At 70.2% G+C, this 22,275-nt stretch carries 17 protein-coding genes; 5 read left to right on the top strand and 12 right to left on the bottom strand.

The window, feature by feature from the left end; translation table 11 throughout:
- Positions 1-4: 4 nt before the first annotated feature.
- Positions 5-1,435, bottom strand: coding sequence for a signal recognition particle-docking protein FtsY (gene ftsY / locus ACR4XJ_RS14780; protein WP_434755926.1), 1,431 nt, complete (start codon positions 1,433-1,435; stop codon positions 5-7).
- 278 nt (positions 1,436-1,713) lie between these two features.
- On the opposite strand from ftsY, the gene ACR4XJ_RS14775 reads away from it, so the two are divergent.
- Together ACR4XJ_RS14775 and ACR4XJ_RS14770 are read left to right on the top strand one after the other, a co-directional pair.
- A complete protein-coding gene (locus ACR4XJ_RS14775) occupies positions 1,714-4,029 on the top strand; it encodes an ATP-binding protein (protein ID WP_434755925.1) in 2,316 nt (771 codons plus the stop codon).
- 584 nt (positions 4,030-4,613) lie between these two features.
- Positions 4,614-5,834 carry an OmpP1/FadL family transporter gene (locus ACR4XJ_RS14770; RefSeq protein ID WP_434755924.1) on the top strand — a complete coding sequence of 407 codons (1,221 nt, stop codon included), beginning with the start codon at positions 4,614-4,616 and terminating at the stop codon, positions 5,832-5,834.
- A 241-nt stretch (positions 5,835-6,075) separates the two neighbouring features.
- Here the strand turns inward: ACR4XJ_RS14770 and ACR4XJ_RS14765 are convergent, their stop codons facing one another.
- The 5 genes from ACR4XJ_RS14765 to ACR4XJ_RS14745 all read right to left on the bottom strand — a co-directional run bounded on the left by ACR4XJ_RS14765 (position 6,076) and on the right by ACR4XJ_RS14745 (position 12,220).
- On the bottom strand, positions 6,076-6,570 hold the full coding sequence (locus ACR4XJ_RS14765) for a hypothetical protein (protein WP_434755923.1): 495 nt from the start codon (positions 6,568-6,570) through the stop codon (positions 6,076-6,078).
- Entirely contained in the window at positions 6,567-9,542 is a 2,976-nt protein-coding gene (locus tag ACR4XJ_RS14760) for a DEAD/DEAH box helicase (protein ID WP_434755922.1), read from the bottom strand. The genes ACR4XJ_RS14765 and ACR4XJ_RS14760 overlap by 4 nt, the downstream gene beginning before the upstream one ends.
- Before the next feature lie 178 nt (positions 9,543-9,720).
- A complete protein-coding gene (locus tag ACR4XJ_RS14755) occupies positions 9,721-10,464 on the bottom strand; it encodes a precorrin-8X methylmutase (protein ID WP_434755921.1) in 744 nt (247 codons plus the stop codon).
- On the bottom strand, positions 10,455-11,966 hold the full coding sequence (locus tag ACR4XJ_RS14750) for a cobyrinate a,c-diamide synthase (protein WP_434755920.1): 1,512 nt from the start codon (positions 11,964-11,966) through the stop codon (positions 10,455-10,457). The genes ACR4XJ_RS14755 and ACR4XJ_RS14750 overlap by 10 nt, the downstream gene beginning before the upstream one ends.
- Positions 11,963-12,220, bottom strand: a complete 258-nt coding sequence (locus tag ACR4XJ_RS14745; RefSeq protein ID WP_434755919.1) for a hypothetical protein — start codon at positions 12,218-12,220, stop codon at positions 11,963-11,965. The genes ACR4XJ_RS14750 and ACR4XJ_RS14745 overlap by 4 nt, the downstream gene beginning before the upstream one ends.
- Before the next feature lie 426 nt (positions 12,221-12,646).
- On the opposite strand from ACR4XJ_RS14745, the gene ACR4XJ_RS14740 reads away from it, so the two are divergent.
- From ACR4XJ_RS14740 to ACR4XJ_RS14730, 3 genes are all read left to right on the top strand, one after another.
- Positions 12,647-13,039 (top strand): MucR family transcriptional regulator, encoded by a 393-nt coding sequence (locus tag ACR4XJ_RS14740; protein WP_434755918.1) that lies wholly within the window; start codon positions 12,647-12,649, stop codon positions 13,037-13,039.
- Positions 13,040-13,364: 325 nt separating this feature from the next.
- Positions 13,365-15,182, top strand: coding sequence for a methyl-accepting chemotaxis protein (locus tag ACR4XJ_RS14735; protein ID WP_434755917.1), 1,818 nt, complete (start codon positions 13,365-13,367; stop codon positions 15,180-15,182).
- A 194-nt stretch (positions 15,183-15,376) separates the two neighbouring features.
- Complete coding sequence (locus ACR4XJ_RS14730) at positions 15,377-15,874, top strand: hypothetical protein (protein ID WP_434755916.1); 498 nt, start codon at positions 15,377-15,379, stop codon at positions 15,872-15,874.
- A 101-nt stretch (positions 15,875-15,975) separates the two neighbouring features.
- Here ACR4XJ_RS14730 and ACR4XJ_RS14725 read toward each other — a convergent pair whose 3' ends face one another.
- The 6 genes from ACR4XJ_RS14725 to der all read right to left on the bottom strand — a co-directional run bounded on the left by ACR4XJ_RS14725 (position 15,976) and on the right by der (position 22,250).
- Entirely contained in the window at positions 15,976-16,695 is a 720-nt protein-coding gene (locus ACR4XJ_RS14725; RefSeq protein ID WP_434755915.1) for an alpha/beta fold hydrolase, read from the bottom strand.
- 185 nt (positions 16,696-16,880) lie between these two features.
- On the bottom strand, positions 16,881-17,705 hold the full coding sequence (locus ACR4XJ_RS14720; protein ID WP_434755914.1) for an ATP-binding cassette domain-containing protein: 825 nt from the start codon (positions 17,703-17,705) through the stop codon (positions 16,881-16,883).
- Positions 17,702-18,481: a GTP-binding protein gene (locus ACR4XJ_RS14715; protein ID WP_434755913.1), complete on the bottom strand. Its 780-nt coding sequence runs from the start codon at positions 18,479-18,481 to the stop codon at positions 17,702-17,704. Before ACR4XJ_RS14715 ends, ACR4XJ_RS14720 begins: the two co-directional genes overlap by 4 nt.
- Complete coding sequence (locus tag ACR4XJ_RS14710; protein ID WP_434755912.1) at positions 18,469-19,518, bottom strand: ABC transporter substrate-binding protein; 1,050 nt, start codon at positions 19,516-19,518, stop codon at positions 18,469-18,471. The genes ACR4XJ_RS14715 and ACR4XJ_RS14710 overlap by 13 nt, the downstream gene beginning before the upstream one ends.
- A 139-nt stretch (positions 19,519-19,657) precedes the next feature.
- Positions 19,658-20,416, bottom strand: coding sequence for a cache domain-containing protein (locus ACR4XJ_RS14705; protein ID WP_434755911.1), 759 nt, complete (start codon positions 20,414-20,416; stop codon positions 19,658-19,660).
- A gap of 301 nt (positions 20,417-20,717) precedes the next feature.
- Positions 20,718-22,250 (bottom strand): ribosome biogenesis GTPase Der, encoded by a 1,533-nt coding sequence (gene der, locus ACR4XJ_RS14700; protein WP_434755910.1) that lies wholly within the window; start codon positions 22,248-22,250, stop codon positions 20,718-20,720.
- Positions 22,251-22,275 lie beyond the last annotated feature (25 nt).

Here is a 22,275-nt window from a genome sequence, read left to right as displayed (position 1 = left end):
GCTGTTAGACCTGGCCGACCTGCCCGGCGTCGGCCCGGCCTTCCTCGCGGCCCACGCCCAGCAGGGCCAGGGCGAAGTCGCCGCCGTCGAAGGGGCGCAGGTCTTCCATTTTTTCCCCAAGGCCCACGAAGGTGATGGGGATGCCGAACTGCATGGCCACCGCCACCACGATGCCGCCCTTGGCCGTGCCGTCCAGCTTGGTCAGCACGATTTCGTCCACCCCGCACGCCTCGTTGAACAGCTTGGTCTGCGACAGGGCGTTCTGGCCGGTGGTGGCGTCGATGACCAGGATGGAGCGGTGGGGCGCGCCGGGGTGCTTGCGTTCCAGCACGCGGCGGATCTTGTGCAGTTCTTCCATCAGGTTGACCTTGGTGTGCAGGCGGCCCGCCGTGTCCACGAACACGATGTCGTAGCCGCCCGCCAGGGCCACGTCCATGGCCTCGAAGGCCACGGCGGCCGGGTCGGACCCGGCGGTCTTGGCATGAAAGTCGGCCCCCACGCGCTTCGCCCACACTTCCAGCTGCTCGATGGCCGCCGCGCGGAAGGTGTCGGCCGCGGCGATGAGCACCTTCTTGCCCTGCATGCGGGCGCGGTGGGCCAGCTTGGCGATGGTGGTGGTCTTGCCCACGCCGTTGACGCCGATCATCAGCACCACCTCGGGCGGGGTCACGGCGGCGATGCGGCGCGGCGCGCGGAAGATGTCCTGCAATTCGGCGCGCAGCAGGTCGCGGAAGGCGGCCGGGTCGTCGGTGCCGGCCTTGCGGGCGCGCTCCTTCAGGCGGCCCACAAGCTGCATGGCGGGCTCGAAGCCCACGTCGGCCATGATCAGGATTTCTTCCAGCTCTTCCCAGAATTTCGCGTCGATGCGGCCGTGCGAGGCCAGCAGGGCGTCGATGCGGCCGGTGATCTGCTCGCGCGTGCGTGCGAGGCCCTCGGTCAGCTTCAGGAACAGGCGGTTGCGCTCGTCCTCCTCGTCCTCCAGGTCAAGGGCGAGGGCCAGGCGGTATTGCAGTTCGGAGCGAAAGTCGCCCACGTACCGGTAGTCCATGGCGGAGAGCCAGCGCCGGAAGTCCGCGATGAAGGCTTCGGCCTCGGCGTCCGGGGTTTCCAGCGCGGCGAACAGGAAGCGCAGCCGTTCCCACAAGGCGTCGCCCGCCTCGTCCACACCCGCCAGCACGTGGCCCAGCCACACCGAAAGGCGCGGCTCGGACTGGCGCAGGGCGCGGGCAAGCTCGGCCCGCCACGGGGCGTCCTGTGCGCCGGGCACGCCGGGGGTACCGGGCGCTTCGGGTGCGCCGGCTGCGTCGGACGCAGCCGCTTCCGGGGCCGCAGCGGCCTCGGCCTGGGCCCCGGCTTCCGGGGTTCCGGGCGGGGCCTTGGGCGCGTCCGCCTCGCGGGGCGTCCACAATTTCTTGATGGCGCTGAAGAAACCCATATGTCGTCCTCCAGATGCGGGGGAAGTGGCGGTGGGGAGCGGCGGCGCGGGCCGGAGCCGTGCCGGTCGCAGGGCCGCCACAACTTTGCCCAGAACCCCCGGCGAGTCAAGGTGACGGGCGCGGGGGCGGCGCGCACGGGCCGCGCCGCCCGCATTTCCGTCGCGCCGCGCCGCCGCCGCTCTTTCCATCGCATGGCGCATCGTGTACGTTGTCGTAAACCGGAAGCCCCACGCGCCGCGCGGTGCTTCGAGACAGGCGACGGGGACATGACGCCCGCATGAGCAACACCACCGCCAGCAAAGGACTCTCCGTCCCGGACATCATCAAGGGGCGCTCGCTGTCGCGCGACCTCACCGTGAGCCTCGTGGTGATGGTGCTGGTGGTGGTGGCGGCGCTGTTCTCGTTCGTCTACGTGCAGATTTCGCGCGACATGCTGCACGAGGTGGACCGCAAGGCCGACGAATACATCACCCGCCTGGCCGACATCCTGTCCATTCCCATGTGGAACTTCGACGCGCGCACCATGGACCAGATCGGCTCGGTATTCGCGCAGTACGAACTGATCAACGAAATCCACATCGAGGACGCCCAGGGCAACACCCTGTTCCGGGTGCGCAAGGGCACCGACCCCGACGCCACCGTGTTCCGCGAACGGGCCGTGCGCTTCGAGTCCGAGACCATCGGCCGGGTGTCCATGGTGGTCACCCTGCAGGAATACCGGCGCAGCCTGGAGCGATTGCTGAAGGCCAGCGCCCTGATCATGGGCAGCGTGCTGGTGGTGTTGCTGGCCTCCACCGGGGTGCTGCTGCGGGTGTTCCTGCGCCGCCCGCTGGAGGCGCTGCAATCGGGCATGGACCAGATCGCCCGGGGCGACTTCGCCTACGACATGGGCTCCATCGCCCATGCCGAACTGGCCCAGATCGCGGAAAACTTCTCGCGCATGTGCAGCCAGGTGGAGCAGCGCGAGAACGAACTGCACGCCATCAACACCAAGCTCCAGGACGAGATCCACAACCGCCGCCAGACCGAGCTGGCCCTGCGCGCCAGCGAGGAGCGCTACGCCCTGGTGGTCGGCGGCACCAGCGACGGCATCTGGGACTGGGACCTCGTCACCAACACCGTCTATTTCTCGCCGCGCTGGAAATCCATCGTGGGCTACGAGGACCACGAACTGCCCAACCGGGTAGAGGAGTGGAAAGAGCGGATCCACCCGGACGATGTGGACCTCGTGCTGCGCGGCCACGACGACTATCTTGCCCGGCGCGTGCCCGAGTTCCAGGTGGAATACCGCATGCGCCACAAGGACGACAGCTACCGCTGGATCCTGGGGCGCGGCGCGGCCCTGTGGGACGCCAACGGCGTGCCCGTGCGCATGGCCGGGGCCCACACCGACATCACCACCCGCAAGGAAGTGGAACAGGAACTGCGCGAGGCCAAGAACAACCTCGACAACATCCTGAACGCCATGCCCTCGATCATCGTGGGGGTGGACCAGTCCGGCAGCATCACCCTGTGGAACCGCACGGCCGAGCGGGTCACCGGCCAGCCGCGCGACGCGGTGCTGGGCAACCCCGTGGGCGAGGCCCTGCCCGACTTCGGCTTTCTGCTGGACGAAATCCGCCGCTCCATCGCCGAGGGCGGCACCATCTCGCTGGACAAGACCCCGGTGCCCGGCCCAGGGGTGACCCGGTATTTCGACATCGTCATCTACCCCGTGGTGTCGCGGGGCAGCTTCGGCGCGGTGGTGCGCCTGGACGACATCACCGGCCGCATCCGCATCGAGGAGATGATGGTGCAGACCGAGAAGATGCTGTCGGTGGGCGGCCTTGCGGCGGGTATGGCGCACGAGATTAACAACCCCCTCGGGGGCATCCTTCAGGGCGCGCAGAACATCCAGCGCAGGCTGGACCCGGAGTTTGCCCCCAACGTGGTGGCCGCGGAAGAGTCGGGCTGCTCCATGGACTCCATCCGGGGCTACCTGGACCGCCGGGGCATCCTGCGCTTTCTGGACGGCATCCGCGAGTCGGGCAACCGCGCGGCCAACATCGTCTCCAACATGCTGGAATTCAGCCGCCGTAGCGAATCGCGCTGGCAGCGGGTGTCGCTGCCGTATCTGGTGGACCGCACCCTGGAACTGGCGGCCAACGACTACGACCTGAAGAAGAAGTACGACTTCCGGCACATCGACATCGTGCGCGACTTCGCGCCCGACCTGCCCGACCTGCCGTGCATGCCAACAGAAATCGAGCAGGTGCTGCTGAACCTGTTCAAGAACGCCGCCCAGGCCATGCACCTGCGCGGCGAACGGCCCGACCCGCCGCGCATTTCCGTGACCCTGCGGCGCGAGGGCGGCATGGTGCGCATCGACGTGGCCGACAACGGCCCCGGCATGGAAGAGGACGTGCGGCGCAGGGTGTTCGAGCCGTTCTTCACCACCAAGAGCGTGGGCGAGGGCACCGGCCTTGGCCTTTCGGTGTCGTACTTCATCATCACCACCAACCACGGCGGCACCTTCACCGTGGAGTCGGAACCGGACCGGGGCACGGTGTTCACCCTGCGGTTGCCCGTGGAGCAGCGCCACGTGACCACGTAGGAGCTGTTTCTAACTAGTCCTTTCGCTCGTTGGCATCCGACCCGAAGGGCGCGAAGCGTGCCCGTTGGGCGAGCTTGCGAGCCTTACGGGCATCGTGCGCAGAGCGGTCAAACTTCGCCTGCCATAGCTCTGCTGTCCTTATCCGTAAGACTCGCGCTGTGCGCTCGCCTAACGGCTAAGGCTCGGTCGAATACTATAAGAGTACGCTCTGCGGTCGCCATCCGTAAGGTTCGCTTCGCTTACCTAACGGCTGCCGCGCTCTGCGGTCGCCATCCGTAATGCTCGTAGACTCGCATAACGGCTGAGGCACTCCCTCATGGCAGGCTCGTTTTCCTGGCCAACGAATGAAAATCCTGATTTAGAAACAGCCCCTAGGGCGCGCCACTCCGCGTGCCGCACGGCCTTCTTTCTTGCCATCAGGCACAAATGTTTCTACATGTTGCCGCTCGGCACTGCACGATGTGGACAAGGGCGGCCAGCAGCCGTCCGCCATTGGCGCGCGAGGGAACGTTGTCCGGTTTCGGGCGGCGTGCGCGCCGGGTTGTCGCACGGCCATTTCCGGCCGCATGCATATCGGAGGCAATGTGTTCCGCGTTCTTCTGGCCGCGATGCTCTGCGTCGCGGCATGGGCTCCTTTTGCCGAAGCAGCGGGCTTCGCCATGTACGAATTCAGCGCCCGGGGCAACGCGCTGGGCGGAGCCATGACGGCCCGCCGCGCCGACCCTTCGTCCATCGCCTTCAACCCCGCCCTGGTCACCCAGTTGGAGGGCACCCAGGCCCTGGCCGGGGCCACCGTGGTGGCGCCGCAGGTGTCCGTGGACGTCAACGGCCACACCACCGATGCGGAGTCCAACATGTGGACCATTCCGCACGCCTACGCCACCACCCAGATCAACGACAACCTGTTCCTGGGCGTGGGCACCTTCTCGCGCTTCGGCCTGGGCACGGAGTATCCCTCCGGCTGGGTGGGCCGCAACGACCTGCGCTCGGTGAACATCCAGTCCATGTCGGTGAACCCGGTGCTGGGCGTGCGCAACGGCAACCTGGCCCTGGGCCTGGGCGTCGAGGCCATGTGGTTCGAATACGACCAGCGGCAGGCCACCACCGTGGGCGCCACCGACATCGACGGCCGGGTCAAGGGTGATTCCACCGGCTTCGGCCTGAACGGCGGCCTGTGGTGGAAGGCCACGGACAGCGTGGCCCTGGGGGCCAGCTTCCGCACGCCCATCAAGCAGGACCTGGAAGGCCGCGCCACCTTCGACAAGAACGGCGCGCCGGTGCCGTCCACCTGGTTCAGGGATACCGGCGCCGAAGGCGCCGTGACCCTGCCCGGCGAGGTGCGCATGGGCGTGGCGTGGGAGCCGGACGACCGCTGGAGCGTGGCCGTGGACGTGACGCGCACCTTCTGGAGCAGCTACGACGAACTGCGCATCGGCTATGACGACGCACTGGCCCCCGGCGTGACGGAAAGCCTGAAGACCACCGAATGGCGCGACGTGTGGCGCCTGGGCATCGGCGTGGAATACCGCCTGACCGGCATGGTGGACCTGCGCGCGGGCTACGTCTACGACTGCGAGCCCGTGAACCCCGACCATCTCGACTTTCTGGTGCCCGCCAACGACCGCCAGTTGTACAGCCTGGGCGTGGGCCTGCACGACGGCCCGTGGAGGGTGGACGTTTCGTACACCTATTTGTGGATCAAGGGCCGCGACGGCGAGGTGGAGGGCAGGAACGGCATCTACGACGTGCGCTTCCACGACGGGGATGCGCAGTTGGTCGGGCTTTCCGCGGGCTGGCAATTCTAAAGGCGCAAGGGTCCTTTTGCCCTCTGCCCTCGTCAGAAGTCTTTTTTATTCCGGTCACGCACGGAAGAGTGCGCTCCCTGCATAAAAAAGGACTTCTTCCTTAGCAGAGAACAAAAATCCTCCTTGCGCCTTCATGCGCAGACGAGGTGAGGCCGCTTTTGCAGGCATGCAACGAGGCGAGTGCGTTGGAAATGAAAAGGGGAGGAACCTTGCGGTTCCTCCCCTTTGGTTTTGTGTGCCTCTAGATCAGTTTGTCGAAAATCAGCTTGTACGTGGAGCGGATGTGCAGGGCCAGGCGCAGGCGCAGGGCCTTGGCCTCGGCGTCGCCCAGCGAGAGCAGCGAGACCAGGTGGTGGGCCGCCTCGGAGAAGTCGGCGTCGCCCTTGTGTTCCAGCATGTCCACGTAGGCGCGCACCTTTTCCGCCAGCGCGGCCGCCTCCTTGCGGGCGGCATTGCGCGGCGGGGCCTGCTGGAAGCGTTCCAGGAACGTCTCGAAGATCACCCCGAAGTCGTCCGGAAACGATCTGCGCAGGGCCAGCCGCCACAGGGCGATGAACAGGGCCCGCAGGTCCTGCAGCGCGCGCTTGCGCCGCAGGAACTGCATGCGGCCGATGCCCATGGCGTCGATTTCCGGCGTGAAGTCGAAGGAATCGAGCAGGGCGGCGAAGTTGTCCAGCACCTCGTCGATGGTGTAGGCGGGCGATGCGCTCATGCCCGGCAGTGGACCGGCGCTCATTCGGCGTCGGCCTCCGCGTGGTGTGCCGCACCATCAGCATGGCCCTCGCCGTCCGCATGGCTTTCACCTTCGGGGGCCGTCCCGGCGGGCTTCTTGCGGCGGCGGCGTCTGCGGCGCTTGGCGGGCGTGGCCGCGTTACCGGGGGCGGCGTCCTCGGGGCCGTGCCCGTCGGGCGCGTCGTCGAACTCGTCGTCCAGACCGTCGTCAAGGTCGTCGCCGCCACCCAGCGCATCGGTCAGCACGGGCTGTACCGGGGCCGCCTTGGGGGCCGATTGGGGGGCCGCCTTGCCCTTGGCGGGGGCCTTGCCCCTGGACGGGGCCTGCGCCCTGGTCCCGGAGGGCAGCCGCTGGCCGAACACGCTGCCCACCGCCGCCGAGGAGGCGCGCACGTCGTCCAGACGGTCGTCGTCCTCGCTCAGGTAGTCTTCCAGCAGCAGGGGCATGCCGTCGTCATCGTCCTCGTCGGGGGTCTTGCCACGGGGCGCGGCCTTGCCCTTTTCGGGCTTGGCGGGCTCGACCTTGCCGCCCTTGCCCCTGCCGCGCCGCGCGCCGCGCGCGGGCTTGGCTTCGGCGTCGTCGGCGGGCTCTGCATCGGTATCGGCGGATGCGGCATCGGGGGTATCCGCGTCGGCCTTTTCGGCATCGGCCTTGGCGGCACGGCCGGTGGCCTTGCCCCGGGCCGGGCGCGCGGGTTTGGCCCTGCCGGGCTTGTCGGGGGCGGGCTTGTTAGTTCCGGGCTTGTCAGTGCCGGGTTTGTCTGTGGGGATGTCTTCCGCCCCGGCGTCGTCGGCGTCCGCTGCGGCGGGAGCGGCGGCCTTGGGCGTCCGTGGTTCGCGGGGTTGCCTGGGCGCTTCCGGAGCGTCGGCCACGGCCGTTTCCGGGGTGTCGGTCAGGCCGCTGTCCGCCCCATCGTCGTCCATGCCGTCATCAGGATATTCCGGGGCTCCAGCGTCCGGAGCGCCTTCCTGCGCGGCAAGGGCCTCGGCCTCGCGGCGGCGCTTGCGGCCACGGCCGCGCCGCGACCGGCGGCGTCCCTCGCGGGGGGCCTGCCCGTCCTCACGGGGTTCCGTGCGCTGTTCCGCGCCCTCTGCGCGGGCGGTCTCGTCCGTGGCGGCCTCGATGTCCCCGGTCACGGGCTGGGGACGGGCATCGCGCCCGTCGCGTTCATCGCGCCGTTCGTCCCGCCGTTCGTCACGCCGTTCATCGCGGCGGTCCCGGTCGCGGCGGCGTCCGTCGCGTCCGTCGCGCTCTTCGCGCCTGTCGTCCCGGCGCTCGTCCCGTCGCTCTTCCCGACGCCGTTCGGCGCGGGGCGCGGGGGCCGTGGCGGGCATGGGCGGGGCCGCGTGCAGGCTTTCCTGGTAGTACTGGTCCAGCAGCATGGCCAGCAGCGAAAGCTGCTCGTCGTCACCGGCCAGGGCGCGGGCCAGCGGCGCGAAGCGCTGCTGCCGTTCGCGTTCCAGCCCGGTGCGGGCGCGCAGGCGCGCCTCCAGCAGGGCGGTCAGCCGGTCCCCGGCGATGCGCGCCACCGACTCGTCGTCGGGCGTGGGCCGATGCTGGATGTCGATCTTGTAGTGCTTGGCGATGCGCTGCAATTCCAGCTTCTGGATGATGTCCACCAGCGAGATCACCGTGCCCGCCGAACCGGCGCGGCCGGTGCGCCCGGCGCGGTGGATGTACGATTCGCGGTCTTCCGGCGGCTCGTACAGGATCACGTGCGAAAGATCGGGAATGTCGATGCCGCGCGCGGCCACGTCGGTGGCCACAAGGAAGCGCACCCCGCCCTTGCGCAGGTTGCCCAGCACCTGCTCGCGCTTGGCCTGCGTAAGGTCGGCCGAAAGCTCGTCGGCATTGTAGCCGAAGCCCTGCAACACCGCCGTCACGTAATGCACGTTGGCCTTGGTGTTGCAGAAGATGATGGCCGCCGTGGGGTTCTCGGACTCGATGATGCGCACCAGCGCCCGGTCCTTGTCCATGGGCCTGGCTTCGCAATACAGGTGCTGCGTCTGGGCCACGTGCACCTGCTGGTGGCTCAGGCTGAGCATGCGCGGTTCGCTCAGGAATTCGCCCGCCAGGTTCAGCACGTGGGGCGGGTAGGTGGCCGAGAAGAGATAGGCGGAAATGCGGCGCTTGGGCAGGTAGCGCTGGATTTCCTTCATGTCCGGGTAGAAGCCGATGGACAGCATGCGGTCGGCCTCGTCGAACACCAGCACCCGGATGCGGTCCAGGTTCATGGTGCGGCGCAGCAGGTGGTCCAGCACGCGGCCGGGGGTGCCCACCACCAGGTGCGCGCCCTCGCGCAGGGCGTCCATCTGCTTGCCGTAGCCCACGCCCCCGTACACGGCAGCCACGTTCAGGCCCGTGCCCTCGAACAGCATGCGGGCCTCGTATTCCACCTGCAGGGCCAGTTCGCGCGTGGGCACCAGGATCAGGGCCTGCACGGCGGCCTCGTCGGGGGAAAGGCGCTCGATGAGCGGCAGCAGGAAGGCCCCGGTCTTGCCGCTGCCCGTGCGCGACTGCACCATCAGGTCGCGCTTGGCGAAGATGTACGGCAGGGCGCGGGTCTGCACCGGCATCAGGTTGGTCCACCCGGCGCGGGCGGCGGCCTCCTGCACCACGGGGGGCAGGTCGGTGAGCGCCACCGGGGGCAGCGCGTCTTCGGGCTCGTCGATGCGGGTGATCTCCGCGGCAAGGCGCAGGGCCGGGTCTTCCTCGCCAACAAAAGTGTCGGGGGGAGTGTCAGCGGAAGTATCGGGGGCGGCGTCGGCTGCGGAAATTTCGGCGGGATCGCCTTCGGTGGGGGGGGCGGCGGTTGCGGCGGCCGGGGATTCGGGGGCGACGGAAACGTCGGGGGTGCCGGGAACGTCGGTGACGGCGGGGGCGGGCACGTCGGATGCGCCGGGCGCGGACGAAGGAGCTTCGCCGGTGTCGGCAGCCGAGTGCGCGTCGCCCTCGAGGCGTGGATCGTGGGTCATGCAGATTCCTTGTTGGACCGGCTGGGCCGGCGCGGTGTGGCGTCGCTCCGGCGAGGGAGCGGAATGCCTGTCGACCAGAATAGCAAAGGGTGTGCCCGTTGCGCAAGAACGTGAGGCGCGGACCCCCGCTTGTTTTGAAGCGGTGCGCCCGAGTATGCCGGGGGATGCGGGCGTGCCGTCAATCTTTCATGCGCAGGGCCATTTCCGCCATTGCATTGACGGTGGCGGCGGCCAGGGGCGAGCCGCCCTTGCGGCCGCGCAGGGCCAGGCAGGGCAGCCCGTGCGGGCCATATTGCGTCAGGGCGGCGGCCTGTTCCAGAAACAGTTCCTTGGATTCCGCCGCATTGACGAAGCCCACCGGCATGGCCACCACCAGCGCCGGGGGCGGGCCGCCCGCCCCCAGATGGTCCAGCAGGGCCAGCAGCGCGGTGGGGGCGTTGCCCACGGCCACGATGGCCCCGCCCAGCCGGTCCCCGGCCAGTTCCATGGCCGCGCGGGCGCGGGTGGTGCCCCGTTCCCGCGCGCGTTCCGCCGTGCCGGGCAGGGCGTGCAGGCAGGCCATGGTGCAGCCCAGCGGGTCGAGACGGCGCAGGGGCATGCCCGCGCGGGCCATTTCCGTGTCGGTGTAGATGGCGCAGCCCCGGACAAGGGCGGCCACCCCGGCCTCGATGGCCGCGTCCGGCAGGTGCAGGTGGGGCAGGATGTCGAAGTCGGCGCAGGTGTGCACCAGCCGCCGCGCGATTTCCCAGGCCCGGCCCGCGAAGGGCTTGGGCTCTCCGGCCTCTTCGTCGATGATGGCGAAGGAGCGGGCCTCTATGGCGTCCGGGGTGAAGGCGGGTTGCAGGCGCGGGTCCGCGTCGGCGGAACGGGCGGCGTCCGGGTGCGTGGCGGGCGGGCGGGCGGGGTCTGGCGTCAGGGGCATGCGATGTCTCCGGGGGCGGCGCAGGCGGCCACGAAGGCGCGCGCCGCATCGGGGTTGGAGCCGAAATGCAGGTGCACGTACGAGCCGGACACGGAACCCGCGCGCAGCCCTTCCGGTCCCAGCGGCGCGCCGTTGCGGTCGCGCAGGGTCCATGCCGGAACGGCCGGAGCGGCGGGATCGTCGCCGGGCGCGCCGGGCTCCAGGTGCGAATAGTGGAATTCGTGGCCGCGCAGCGCCGTGCCCGCCGGGCCGAAGGGGGACGGGGCCAGGGTGTGCGCCTCGCGGTAGCCCAGGGAGCGCAGCCGCCCGTCCATGCGGCAACGGGCGGGCAGGCAGCCGGTCATGGCGTGGCGGACGCCCGCCGCATCGGTGATGGAACGCATCAGATACATGAACCCGCCGCATTCGCCGTGCACCGGGCGGCCCAGCGCGGCGAACGCGCGCACGGCGTCCAGCATGGGGCCGTTGGCGGCCAGGCGCGCGGCGTGCAGTTCCGGGTAGCCGCCGGGCAGCAGCAGCCCGCCGAGGCCGGGGGGCAGTTCCGCGCCGTCCAGCGGCGAGAAGAACACCGGCTCGGCCCCGGCCGCCTCCACCAGGAACAGGTTTTCCGGATACAGGAAGGAGAAGGCCGCGTCGCGGGCGATGCCGACGCGCACGCGGCGCGGTGCGCCTTCGGTCAGGTGCGTGGCGGTGACGGTGGCGGGGGGAAGGGTGGCGGGCGCGGCGGGCCGTGGGGGTTCGGGGGCCATGGCCGCGCAGCAGGCCAGCAGGCCGTCCAGGCTTTGCCCGGCTGCGGCCAGCCCGGCCTCGAACCAGTCGGCCAGCCGGGCGGTCAGGTCCGTCCAGTGGTGCTCGTGGGCCTGGGCCAGGCCCAGATGGCGCGAGGGCAGGGCCACGGCCTCGTCGCGGGCCAGCAGGCCCAGCAGGGGCGCGTCCGGGCAGTGTGCGGTCAGCGCCCCGCGCAGCAGGTCGCGGTGGCCGGGGCCGCCCACCCGGTTGCAGACCACCCCGGCAAAGCGCAGGGCCGGGTCGAACCGGGTGTAGCCCGCCACCAGCGCCGCCACCGAGCGCGACATGCCGCGCACGTCGGCCACCAGCAGCACCGGGGCGTCCAGCAGGGCGGCCGCTTCCGCCGTGGAACCCTGCCCCCCTTCGGCCGAGGCGCCGTCGAACAGGCCCATGACCCCTTCGATGACGGCGATATCGGGAATGGCGTCCGGTTCTCCGGCCCGCACCGCCCGGGCGAACGAGCGGCGCACCCCCTCCGGCCCGCACATCCAGCCGTCCAGGTTCCAGCCCGGACGGCCGGTGACGGCGGCGTACAGGCCGGGGTCGATGTAGTCCGGCCCGGCCTTCAGGGACTGCACGCGCAGGCCGCGCCGGGTCAGGGCGGCCAGCAGGGCCAGGGTGGCCGTGGTCTTGCCGCAGCCGCTGTGGGTGCCCGCCACCACAAGGACGGGCAGGCGCGCGGGCGCCGCGTGGGGCGCCGCCGGGCGGGTCATGCGATGTCGGCCTCGCCGGGCATGCGGGGTGCGAACTTGGCGGCGATGATGGCCGCGTCCCCGGCCCGGGCCGAAACCTGCAACTCCGGCGCGCCGCCGTGGCAGCGGAACGCGCCGTCCACCATGTCCACGTAACCGGCGGACAGCACGCGCGTGTAGGGCAGCTGTTCGCGCATGTCCGCGTGGTCCACCCGGTGCGGAAAGATGAACGGCACGGGGTGGCCGGAAAAGTCCTCGAAGATGATGTACTTCATGCGGGGCTCCCGATGGGTTTGCCGCATGGTACGGGCTTTGGCGGCGAAGGTCCACAGGGTGCGGGGGAACCCCGCGCCGCCGGAACGCAGGCATTGGCGCGGCGCACAACAGTGCCTGTCCGCATGGGGGCCGCGCCGCCGCAACGGGCATGCCGCATGGCGCGCGGCGAGCGCAACGCCCCCGTGGTTCGCCCCGGCCCATTCGTGCAGGCAGCCGTACATGTCGCAAGGTTGCGCTTGCCACTGCGTCAGTGGGCACTCTGCATCATCCGTGTCGTGCGTGCATCGCTGCCGGGCTTCGATATGCGGTTCGCCGCGCTGCATGCGGACGCATCCGATTGTGGTTGACCGCGAAGGAAGGATTGTCGTAGGTTCGGAACGAGTATCGTGCACGCCTCATGTTCATGAAACATCAAAGGAGCGGCAATGACGGAGAGTTATCTGAAAGAGGCTCTGGACATCGTGAAGGCTCAGGCCGGTGTCCGGACCATGACCGAAGACGAGATCACCACCATGGTCCGGCGCCTTGCGGAAGGCATCCGGACCCTGAGCGAAGGTGGTGCGCTGCCCGAAAGCGGCGATGGCGCCGGCATGGACCCCAAGAAGGCCATCAAGGAAAAGTCCATCACCTGCTGCGAGTGCGGCAAGTCGTTCAAGATCCTGACCAAGAAGCATCTGGCCACGCACGGCTTCACCCCCGAAACGTACCGCGAGAAGTGCGGCTACAAGAAGGGCACTCCCCTGGTCTGCAAGTCGCTGCAGCGCGAACGTCGCAAGAAGATGCGCGACATGAAGCTGTGGGAGCGCCGCGGGGCGTAGCCCGGCGAACGGTCAGGGACGGCGCGGGCGCTGTGTGGCGCCCGCGTTTTTCATGGCCGGTTCGATGCCCTTCTTCCCGCCCCCTCCCGCCGGGCGCGGGCGGTATTCCGGCGAGCGATGCGGATCATCGCCGGAAAATCGCGTTCCCCGGCTAAAGTCCTGCCCGGCGTTCCGCCGATAAGCATCCATGAAGAAAGGCTCTTGCAAGGAGCCCGGGGGAATTCCCGTTCCGGCTTGTTGACGGTGATTCCCGATGGCGCTACGCCCGCGTGAGGCGCGCCGTGAACACCCGGCGCGCATTGTTCCGTCATCCCTGGGAGGGGTTATGTTCCGCGATCTCAGCCTGAAGTGGAAGATCCTCATCGTGGCGCTGGCCGGCCCGGTCATCGTGGCCGCCATCATGGCCTGGCAGCGCGTGGACGACATCCGTACCGGGGCTGAAGAGGCGATCCTCCAGAAAAGCCGGGCCGTGGTGCTCATGGCCGAGGCGACCCGCAACGAGATGGGCCGCAAGCTCGACATCGGGCTGATGCGCCCGCTGGACGAACTGCCCAAGGACAGGGTCATGGATGCGGTGCCCGTGGTCACCGCCATGCGCATGGCGGCCCAGAACGCCGCGCAGGCGGGCTACGAATTCCGCGCGCCCAAGGTGCAGCCGCGCAACCCGGCCAACACGCCGACGCCGCTGGAACTTTCGGCCATGCAGGAGATGGAGCGCGCCAACCTGACGGAAAAGGTCATCCACACGCCGGACAAGATCTATTATTTCCGGCCCATCAAGCTGACCAAGGACTGCCTGTTCTGCCACGGCGACCCGGCCGGGCAGCCCGACGTGGTGGGCGGCACCAAGGAAGGCTGGAAGGTGGGCGAGACCCACGGCGCCTTCGTGGTCATCAGCTCGCTGGAAAAGGCGCACGAGCAGGTCATGCAGGCGCGCATGGCCGTGGCCGGGTGGACCATGCTGGTGCTGGCGCTGCTGTTCGCGGTGATCTGGGTGGTCCTGAACCGGGGCATCATCGGCCCGTTGCAGCGCATCCGCCAGTTTGCCGGGCAGGTGGCCGGGGGCGCGCTGGATGCCCGCGCCGAGGGCGACTACGCCTCGGAACTGGGCGAGGTGAAGGCCGCCATGGAAACCATGGTGGGCAACCTGAAGCAGAAGATGCAGGAGGCCGACCAGCGCCGCGCCGACGCCGACGCCCATGCCGCCCGCGCGGAAACGGCCCTGGCCGAGGCCCGTCAGCAGGAAGCCCGGGTCAATGACCTGCTGCAACGCATGACCTCGGTGGCCGGGGAAGCGTCGATCATCGCGCAGCAGGTGTCGCTGGCGGCCGAAGCCCTGTCCGCCCAGGTGGAGCAGGTTTCCGCCGGGGCCGAGCAGCAGTCCGCCCGCGCGGGCGAGACGGCCACGGCCATGGAGGAAATGAACGCCACGGTCCTTGAGGTGGCGCGCAGTTCCGGCAGTTCCGCCCAGAGCGCCGACGAGGCCAGGTCCAAGGCCCAGGAGGGCGAACGGGTGGTCAGCGGCGCGGTGGACGCCATCAGCCAGGTGCACGAGCAGGCCCAGGCCCTGCAAGGCGAGATGACCACCCTCGGCAAGCAGGCCGAGGACATCGGCCGGATCATGGACGTGATCAGCGACATCGCGGACCAGACCAACCTGCTGGCCCTGAACGCGGCCATCGAGGCCGCCCGCGCGGGCGACGCCGGGCGCGGCTTTGCCGTGGTGGCCGACGAGGTGCGCAAGCTGGCCGAAAAGACCATGAACGCCACCAAGGAGGTGGGCCAGGCCATCCAGTCCATCCAGGCCGGGGCGCGCAACAATATCAAGGGCATGGAGACGGCGGCCGCCGCCGTGACCGAGGCCACCCGCATGGCCCGTGAATCCGGCCAGGCGTTGCAGCGCATCGTGGCCCTTTCGGAGGAGAACTCCGATCAGGTGCGTTCCATCGCCACCGCCGCCGAGCAGCAGTCCGCCACCAGCGAGGAGATCAACCGCGCGGTGGAAGACATCAGCCGCATCGCCTCGGAAACGGCCGAGGGCATGAACCAGGCCGCCGGGGCCGTGCTGAAGCTGGCCGGGCTGGCCAAGGCCCTGGAGAAGCAGATCGATCAGTTGACCAGCGGCTCGGCCGGAGCCCGGTGAGCCCGGTGAGCCTGACGAGCCTGACGGCATGAACGCGGCCCGTACCCCCTGGAGGGTGCGGGCCGTTTGCGCGGCGGGGGTGATCGCCGGGGTGCGGCCGGTGACGGAACCGGACCCCGGCAACGGCGGGAAACCACCGTCCGGAGCGCACAAACCCGTGGCGGGGCCGGGCGAAACCGTGTAGGTGAGGAGCCATGTCGCACGTGAAGATCATCCGCGCCATCCGCCGTTTCTGCCTGGACTGCCAGGGCGGCGTCGCGCGCGAGGTGCGGCTGTGCCCGGACACGGGCTGCGGCCTGTACGCGTGGCGGCTGGCTGGCATCCTCACCGGCGGGACCGGCGGCGGCAGGCACGACCACGCCGGGGACGGCGATGCCGACACGGACCCCGTGGTCGGAGCCCCCGCCGGTTCATCAGGCGAGCCGTCTGGCGGCAACCCGTTGCCCGGCGCCCTGCCGCTCATCGTCCAGACCCTGCCCGACGAACGCCCGGTGCGGGCCGTCCGCCGCTACTGCATCGCCTGCTGCGGCGGCGAGCGGGCCGAGGTGCGCACCTGCGACGCCCGCGACCGCTGCGCCCTGTGGTCCTACCGCTTCGGCGTGCTGCCGGAAACCTACCGCAAGGTCAAGGCCCGCCTGACCGGACCCCGCACGCTGGTGCTGCCGGGCCTGCCCACCGGCACCAACGGGTAACCCCACTCCCCCCCCCACGCGCGCGTGCGGCCCCGGGCGCCAGCATCGCCCGACGCCGCGTGTCGTGAGCCCTGAACCGCCGTCAGACGTCGCGGCTTTGCTCAGCCTCGCCGGGCGTGGGCGTCCAGCAGGGCGGCCAGTTCCGCCGGGCAGTTGACCATGGGCATGTGGCCGGAATCCAGTTCGTCCACCGGCCAGCCCAGCCCCCGCGCCTTGTCGGCCATGGCCCGGATGAACGGAGCCGGGGTGTTTCGGCAGGCGATGAAGGACATCGTGGCCGGGGCGGGGGCGAAGTCGTCCTCGAACACCGTTTCGAACACGGCGGCGGGAAAGTCGCGCAGCCGCTCCGCGAACCACGCCGCCTTGCCTTCCGGCACCCCGAAGGCGGGCAGCGGCCAGGGGCGCACCCGCCAACCATCGGTCAGGTGGGCGTCCAGCATGGTGCGCAGGCCCGGCCCGGCGGTGTCCACGAAGCTGCGGCCCCGCTCCGGCATGATGGCGTCCACGTACACCGCCCGGCGCGGGGCATGGGCCGTGCCCGCCGCGCGGGCCAGCACCGCCCCGCAGGTCATGCCCGACAGGCTGTGCGCCACCAGCACCGCGTTCCGCGCGTCGTGCAGGCGCAGGTGGTCCAGCACGTCGGTGACGTGGTCGTACAGGATAACCCCCTGCCGCAGGCCATGATGCAGGTGGCCGCACCCGGTCAGCGCGGGCACGTGCACGGCATGCCCCATGGCCCGCAGCACCTCCGCCGTTTCCTCCCAGACCCAGCCGCCCTGAAACGCCCCGTGCACCAGCACGAACGTTGCCCGGTTGTCCATGTGTCGTCCTTTCGTCCCCTTCCGTGGGACGGCGCGCACGGTGCGCACGCGGCATGCGCGACCGCGCCCGCACCGCGAGGGTGTGGTGATGGGACGGAGCGCGGCAGCCAGAGTGCCTGCCCATTGCCACACTGACACGCGCGCCGCCCCGTGGTGATGCGGTGTCCGCCGCCCGTGCCCCGGCCTCAGGCCACGGACACGCCCCGGCGCAGGCGGGCGCGGATGTCGGAAAGCTGATCCTCCATGGCCGAAACGTGGGCCAGCAGGCGTGCTTCTTCGGTGGTGCGGCGCAGCACCGAACGCACGGCCCCGTGCTCGAACACCAGCCGCCGGTCGGCGGACAGGGCCAGCACCGGATCGTGCGTGGCGATGACCACGATCTTGTCGCTGCGCAGCAACAGGTCCAGCGCGCGCCGTTTGTCCACACCGGCGTTCTCGATCTCGTCGATGAGCAGCACCGGCGACCAGCTGAGCAGGGCCGCGTCGGCGATCATCAGCGCGCGCGACTGCCCGCCCGAAAGCTGGGTGAGGTGGGCGTCATCGGCAAACGGCTCGCCAGCGAGGTCGTTGGCCGCCGCCAGCACCGCGCGGGCCGTGGCGTCCGGGTCGGGCACGGCGCGGCTTTCGGCGTGCATGCGGATGAACGGCAGCGCGCGCATGTCCAGCACGAAGTTCATGTTCTGGGTCAGCTGGGCCACCAGCCGTCCTTGCAGGGCAAAGCGGCGTTCGGCGTCGGGGACGGCGTCGTCCAGCAGGATGCGCCTGCCGGAGGGGGTGTCCGCGTCGGCCAGCGATTCGATGTCGTACAAAAAGCGGCTCTTGCCGGAACCGGTGGGGCCGAGCAGGGCCGTGACCTCGCCGGGACGGAAGGTGACGTCCGCGTGTTCGGAGCGGCCCGACTTGTCGTGCCCGGCCAGCACGGTGAGGGTGCGCAGCACCGGGGCGTCACTGTCTGCCGCTGGCGCGGTGTCTGCCGGATTGGGGGCGGTGGCGCGGGTTGCGGACGTCATGGGCGCTCTCCGGATACGCCAGGCTCGCGGGGGCCGCCCGGTCCGCCAGCCGCGTAGGCCGCCTCGCCTTCCGGATCGCGCGCGGGCACGGGGGCGAACTCCGCCTTGCGCACGTTGCCCTTCTGGTAGCGCGCGCCGATGCGCGTCTCGCTCAGGCAGTACGAACACACGGCGGCGGGCATGGCGAAGCGCAGCCGCATGTCCGTCACCGTGGCGATGTCCGGCGCGCGGGACAGCACCGTGGCCAGTTCCTGGCAGCCCTGTCCGGTCAGCCCGTTGATGTGGCGGATCAGCGCGCGCCCGTTCATCTGGCGGATGCGGTGGCGGTACACCTCGCGTTCCGCCTGCGAGACCAGGTCGCCCTTGGTCACCAGCACCATGTCCGCCAGACGCAGCATGGGACCGATCTTTTCCGGCGCGTCGATGCCCATCAGGTTGTCCACCACGCACAGGGCCAGCGCCCCGCGCAGGTGGGGCGAACAGCGGTTGCACAGCCCGGCGGTTTCGATGACGCAACACTCCGCGCCCGTTCCGGCGGCCCAGTCCCAGGCCTCTTCCAGGTTGGTGGCGAAGAAGTGGTCCGGGCACAGCCCGCCGGACAGCGCGGCCACGGCGGTGATGCCCGCCGCCGCGTAGGCGTCCGCGTCGCGGGTTTGCAGGCAGTCGAACTTGATCACCGCCGTGCGCACCCCCCGCGCCGCCAGCAGCCCGCAGGCGCGGGACAGCACCGCTGTCTTGCCGCACGAGGGCGGCCCGGCCACGGTCACGAGGCGCATGCCACGTCTCCCCGGCCTTGCCCCTCGCGCGCCTTCACCAGCAGGCGGAATTCGCCGTTCAGCCGGTCGCGCAGGGCGGTGATGTCGATGGCGCGGATGTAATCCCAGCCGATCCACTTGATGGCGGCGCCCTGCGGCAGGCTTCGGGGCAGCGGCCCGGTCAGCGGCAGGAACCAGCGGGCGCTTTCCATCTGTCCGAACCCCGTGGCGAAAAAGTCGACCAGCCGGTCCAGCCGGGGCCGGGCGTTTCGTTTGGCCAGCATGTACAGGGGGCTGGCCGCCGCGCCGTCCTCCGGCCAGACGGTCAGCATGTGGTCCGGCTGGCGGGTGGTTTCCGCGAAGAAGTACGGGAGGATGTAGATGCCCCCGGCCTGCGGCGCGCCGCCGGACTTGGCCATGCGCGAGGAATGCATGAGCCCGCGCGTGTTGGCGGCAAACCGGGCAATGCCCTGCATGCCGAAGTCCTTGTGGATGGACAGCAGCACCGCGTCGGCCATGTCGTCGCCGTCGCCGCACATGTTCACCTGCCCGGCGTAGCGCGGGTCCAGCAGGTCGGCCCAGCGGCGGGGCACGGGCAGGTCGCCCAGGCGCTTGCGGTCGATGAGGAAGATGTACGGGGTCAGCCCGTAGACCAGGTAGTGCCCGTCCGGGTCCACGATGCCCGCCGCGCGGTGCATGGGGGTGACGCCCGCAGGCTGCGGCGCGGCGAACACGCCCGCGTTGACGAAACGCTCAACGAATCCGCGCCGGAAGAAGTCGCCGAAGCCGATGGAGGCGATGACCCGTGGCAGGTGGCCGGGGTCGGTTTCCCTGTGCAGGGGGTCGTACGGGTCCACCGAGGTGCAGCCCATGGGAATGTGCACGGCAAGGGAGTCGCCCGTGGCCGCGTGCGCGGCGGCCAGCGCGTCGATGGCGTCCTTCACAGCCAGCTTTACCGGGCAGGGCGCGTAGAACAGCAGGTCCGCCGGGGGCGGGGGCTGGCGGTCTTCATCGGCCATGCGGCTCACTGACTGGATGAGGTCGTCGAGGCTTTTCATGCGGAGGCTCCTGTGTCGGAAGCGACAAAAACGGCGCGTGCAACGCGGTGTGTGGCGCCATGCGACGAAAGTGTCGCGGCGCGGGGCAAGAATCGATGACAGCAAGCGGCATGCCGCAGGGCTGCATGGATACGGCGCATCAGCGCTGGGCGGCCTCGCGGCGTCGGGCAAGCACCCCCACCAGCAGGGCCAGCCCCAGCGCGGCCAGCCAGCCCAGGCGCAGGGCGTGGAATTCCAGGGCGCGCGGCGTGGGGGGGCCGGACTGTGCCGTGCCGGGCGGCTGCACGGACGCCGGAGCCCATGCGCCCAGCCAGTAGTCGGTGCCGGGCACGGCCAGGGTGTAGGCCCGGCGCGCCTCGGCGCGGCCGTCGCCGATATCGGCCGTCCATTCGGTGAAGCCGCCGCCCGCGCGGGCCGTGTCCATCATGTGTTGCACGAAGCGCACCCCGTGCATGTCGGTGGCCGCGCCGAAGTCCACGCCGCCCGCGTCGGGCAGGGTGGGGGTGTGCACGTTTACGGTGCCCTGCGAAAGGAACACGTAGTCCCAGTGGGCGGCGCCGGTACGCACCGGGTCCACCGCGCGCACCAGCAGTTCGCGCCGGGCGTTCTCGTCGGGCTGGGTGGCGGCCAGTTCGCCCAGGGCCTGGGCCAGCGCGGTGACCGTGGCGGCCAGGCGGCTGTCGCGGGCCTCGGCCAGCAGGACCTGCTCGCGGGCGGCGGTGACGGCGGACAACGGAGCCATGGTGCACTGGGTCAGGAACATGCCCGCAGCGGCGGGCAGCAGGGCCCAGAAGAAGGCCCGCCCGGACACGTGGCGCGCCAGAAAGCCGCCCAGGGCGCTGCGCGCGGACCGGAGCATCCGTCCGGAGCGGGCGGCCAGCCTGCGGGTAACTTCCATCCATTGTTCGGGAAAAGGCGGGGGAAACGACGGCGTCGGGGAAGGGGAAGGCTGGGACATGGCGGGCCTCCTGTCGGCCCGCACTGTAGCCGGGATGGGCCGCAAGGTGAAGGCTTGTCCGCGTGGCAGGGGGCAGAAGAGAAAACTGTCTCGGGGGAGGGGGGATGGCGGACAGGGAAACGCAACCGCCCCGCATCGGCCCGCCCTCTGTTGCCAGAGGGAGCCGATGCGGGGCGGGAGAATGCTGGGGAGGGCGTTTCCGGTATCCGGCGCGGCCCCGCCGATGGCGGACCGGGCGGCGCTATTCGCCCTTCTTCTTGTGCGACGAGCGGAAACGCACCCGCATGGGGGCGTGCTCGATGCGGAACATCCTGCGCAGGGCCTTTTCCACGTAGCGGGCGTAGGGCGTCTGGATGCGGTCGGCATCGTTGACGAAGAACACGAACGTGGGCGGGTTGGTCTCCGCCTGGGTCAGGTAGAAGAACTTGGGCCGCACCCGGCGCACCACCGGGGGCTGGTGGCGGGTGAGCACCTCTTCCATGGCCCGGTTGAGCTGGCCGGTGCCCACGCGCACGTGGCATTCAGCGCGGATGCGCTCGGCCATGGGCAGCACCGGGCCAAGGCCCTTGCCCGACTTGGCGGAAACATACAGCAGCGGCACGTGGGGGCAGAACTCCAGCATGCCCTTGAACGATGCTTCCAGGTCCGGCATCAGCTTGCGCGGCACGAGGTCGATCTTGTTCACCAGCACCATGAACGGCGTCTTGCGCTCGTCCAGCAGATCCACCAGCCGCTTGTCCTGCTGGGTGACCCCTTGCAGCGCGTCGAGCACCAGCAGGGTGACGTGGGCCTTGGTGGTGCTTTTGAGCGAGGCGTTGACGCTGAAGCGCTCCACCGAATCGGTGATGCGCGAGCGGCGGCGCACCCCGGCGGTGTCCACGAAGGTGATGGTGCGGTCGCCCGACTCGAAGCTGACGTCCACGCTGTCGCGGGTGGTGCCCGCCACGTCGCTGACGATCATGCGCTGCTGGCCGCTGAGGGCGTTGACCAGCGACGACTTGCCCGCGTTGGGGCGGCCCAGCATGGCCAGGCGCAGGTGGGTGGGGTCGTAGGCGGGGCCTTTGGTCTCGGCGGCGGGTGCGCCGGATTCCGCGCCCTCGTCTTCCGCGCCGTCCCCGTCCTGGGCGGGGCCGAAATCGTCGGCGTCGCCTGCTTCTCCCGCTTCGTCACCTTCCTCCGGCTCGTCCAACTCGTCAGGCCCGTCGGGCAGCATGTCGCGCATCTCGTCCGCCAGCGCGCGCACGTTGTGCCCGTGCGCGGCGGAAACGGGCAGCAGCGGAAAGCCCAGGGCGTGGAATTCGGCCAGCATTTCGTCCTCGCGCTCCACGCCGTCCACCTTGTTCACCACCACCAGCACGGGCTTGCCCGCGCGGCGCAGGTGCGCGGCGAGGTGCTCGTCGAAGGGGGTCAGCCCGTCGCGGCCGTCCACCACCAGGCAGATGCCCGCGGCCTCGGCCATGGCGGCTTCCGCCTGGCGCAGGATTTCCGCCTCGAAGCCCCGGATGCCTTCCGGCCCTTCGGCCACGGCGGCGTGGGCGTCCAGGGTGATGCCGCCGGTGTCCACGATGGCGAAGGTGCGCTTGCCGCGCGAACGCACCTGGCCTTCCATGCGGTCGCGGGTGACGCCGGGCCGGTCGTGGGTGATGGCCCGGTTGGCGCGGATGAGCCGGTTGAACAGGGTGGACTTGCCCACGTTGGGGCGGCCCACCAGCGCGATCTTGGGCAGATGCGAGGTGACGGGCGCGGTGGGGGCGGGGGGCTGGGCTATGGGCATGGCGTTCTCGGACTGTGGGGATGAT

The organism is Nitratidesulfovibrio sp. D1, from assembly GCF_051133415.1.
Lineage (GTDB): Bacteria > Desulfobacterota > Desulfovibrionia > Desulfovibrionales > Desulfovibrionaceae > Cupidesulfovibrio.
This window is presented reverse-complemented; position numbering and strand designations above follow the sequence as displayed.

Bases quoted from the DNA above. Each gene is read 5' to 3' on its own strand.
- ACR4XJ_RS14745 (WP_434755919.1), bottom strand. From the start codon at position 12,220: ATGAAGTACATCATCTTCGAGGACTTTTCCGGCCACCCCGTGCCGTTC.
- ACR4XJ_RS14725 (WP_434755915.1), bottom strand. From the start codon at position 16,695: ATGGACAACCGGGCAACGTTCGTGCTGGTGCACGGGGCGTTTCAGGGC.
- ACR4XJ_RS14775 (WP_434755925.1), top strand. From the start codon at position 1,714: ATGAGCAACACCACCGCCAGCAAAGGACTCTCCGTCCCGGACATCATC.
- ACR4XJ_RS14730 (WP_434755916.1), top strand. From the start codon at position 15,377: ATGTCGCACGTGAAGATCATCCGCGCCATCCGCCGTTTCTGCCTGGAC.
- der (WP_434755910.1), bottom strand. From the start codon at position 22,250: ATGCCCATAGCCCAGCCCCCCGCCCCCACCGCGCCCGTCACCTCGCAT.
- ACR4XJ_RS14720 (WP_434755914.1), bottom strand. From the start codon at position 17,705: ATGACGTCCGCAACCCGCGCCACCGCCCCCAATCCGGCAGACACCGCG.
- ACR4XJ_RS14750 (WP_434755920.1), bottom strand. From the start codon at position 11,966: ATGACCCGCCCGGCGGCGCCCCACGCGGCGCCCGCGCGCCTGCCCGTC.
- ACR4XJ_RS14755 (WP_434755921.1), bottom strand. From the start codon at position 10,464: ATGCCCCTGACGCCAGACCCCGCCCGCCCGCCCGCCACGCACCCGGAC.
- ACR4XJ_RS14765 (WP_434755923.1), bottom strand. From the start codon at position 6,570: ATGAGCGCCGGTCCACTGCCGGGCATGAGCGCATCGCCCGCCTACACC.
- ftsY (WP_434755926.1), bottom strand. From the start codon at position 1,435: ATGGGTTTCTTCAGCGCCATCAAGAAATTGTGGACGCCCCGCGAGGCG.
- ACR4XJ_RS14760 (WP_434755922.1), bottom strand. From the start codon at position 9,542: ATGACCCACGATCCACGCCTCGAGGGCGACGCGCACTCGGCTGCCGAC.
- ACR4XJ_RS14710 (WP_434755912.1), bottom strand. From the start codon at position 19,518: ATGAAAAGCCTCGACGACCTCATCCAGTCAGTGAGCCGCATGGCCGAT.
- ACR4XJ_RS14705 (WP_434755911.1), bottom strand. From the start codon at position 20,416: ATGGAAGTTACCCGCAGGCTGGCCGCCCGCTCCGGACGGATGCTCCGG.
- ACR4XJ_RS14740 (WP_434755918.1), top strand. From the start codon at position 12,647: ATGACGGAGAGTTATCTGAAAGAGGCTCTGGACATCGTGAAGGCTCAG.
- ACR4XJ_RS14735 (WP_434755917.1), top strand. From the start codon at position 13,365: ATGTTCCGCGATCTCAGCCTGAAGTGGAAGATCCTCATCGTGGCGCTG.
- ACR4XJ_RS14715 (WP_434755913.1), bottom strand. From the start codon at position 18,481: ATGCGCCTCGTGACCGTGGCCGGGCCGCCCTCGTGCGGCAAGACAGCG.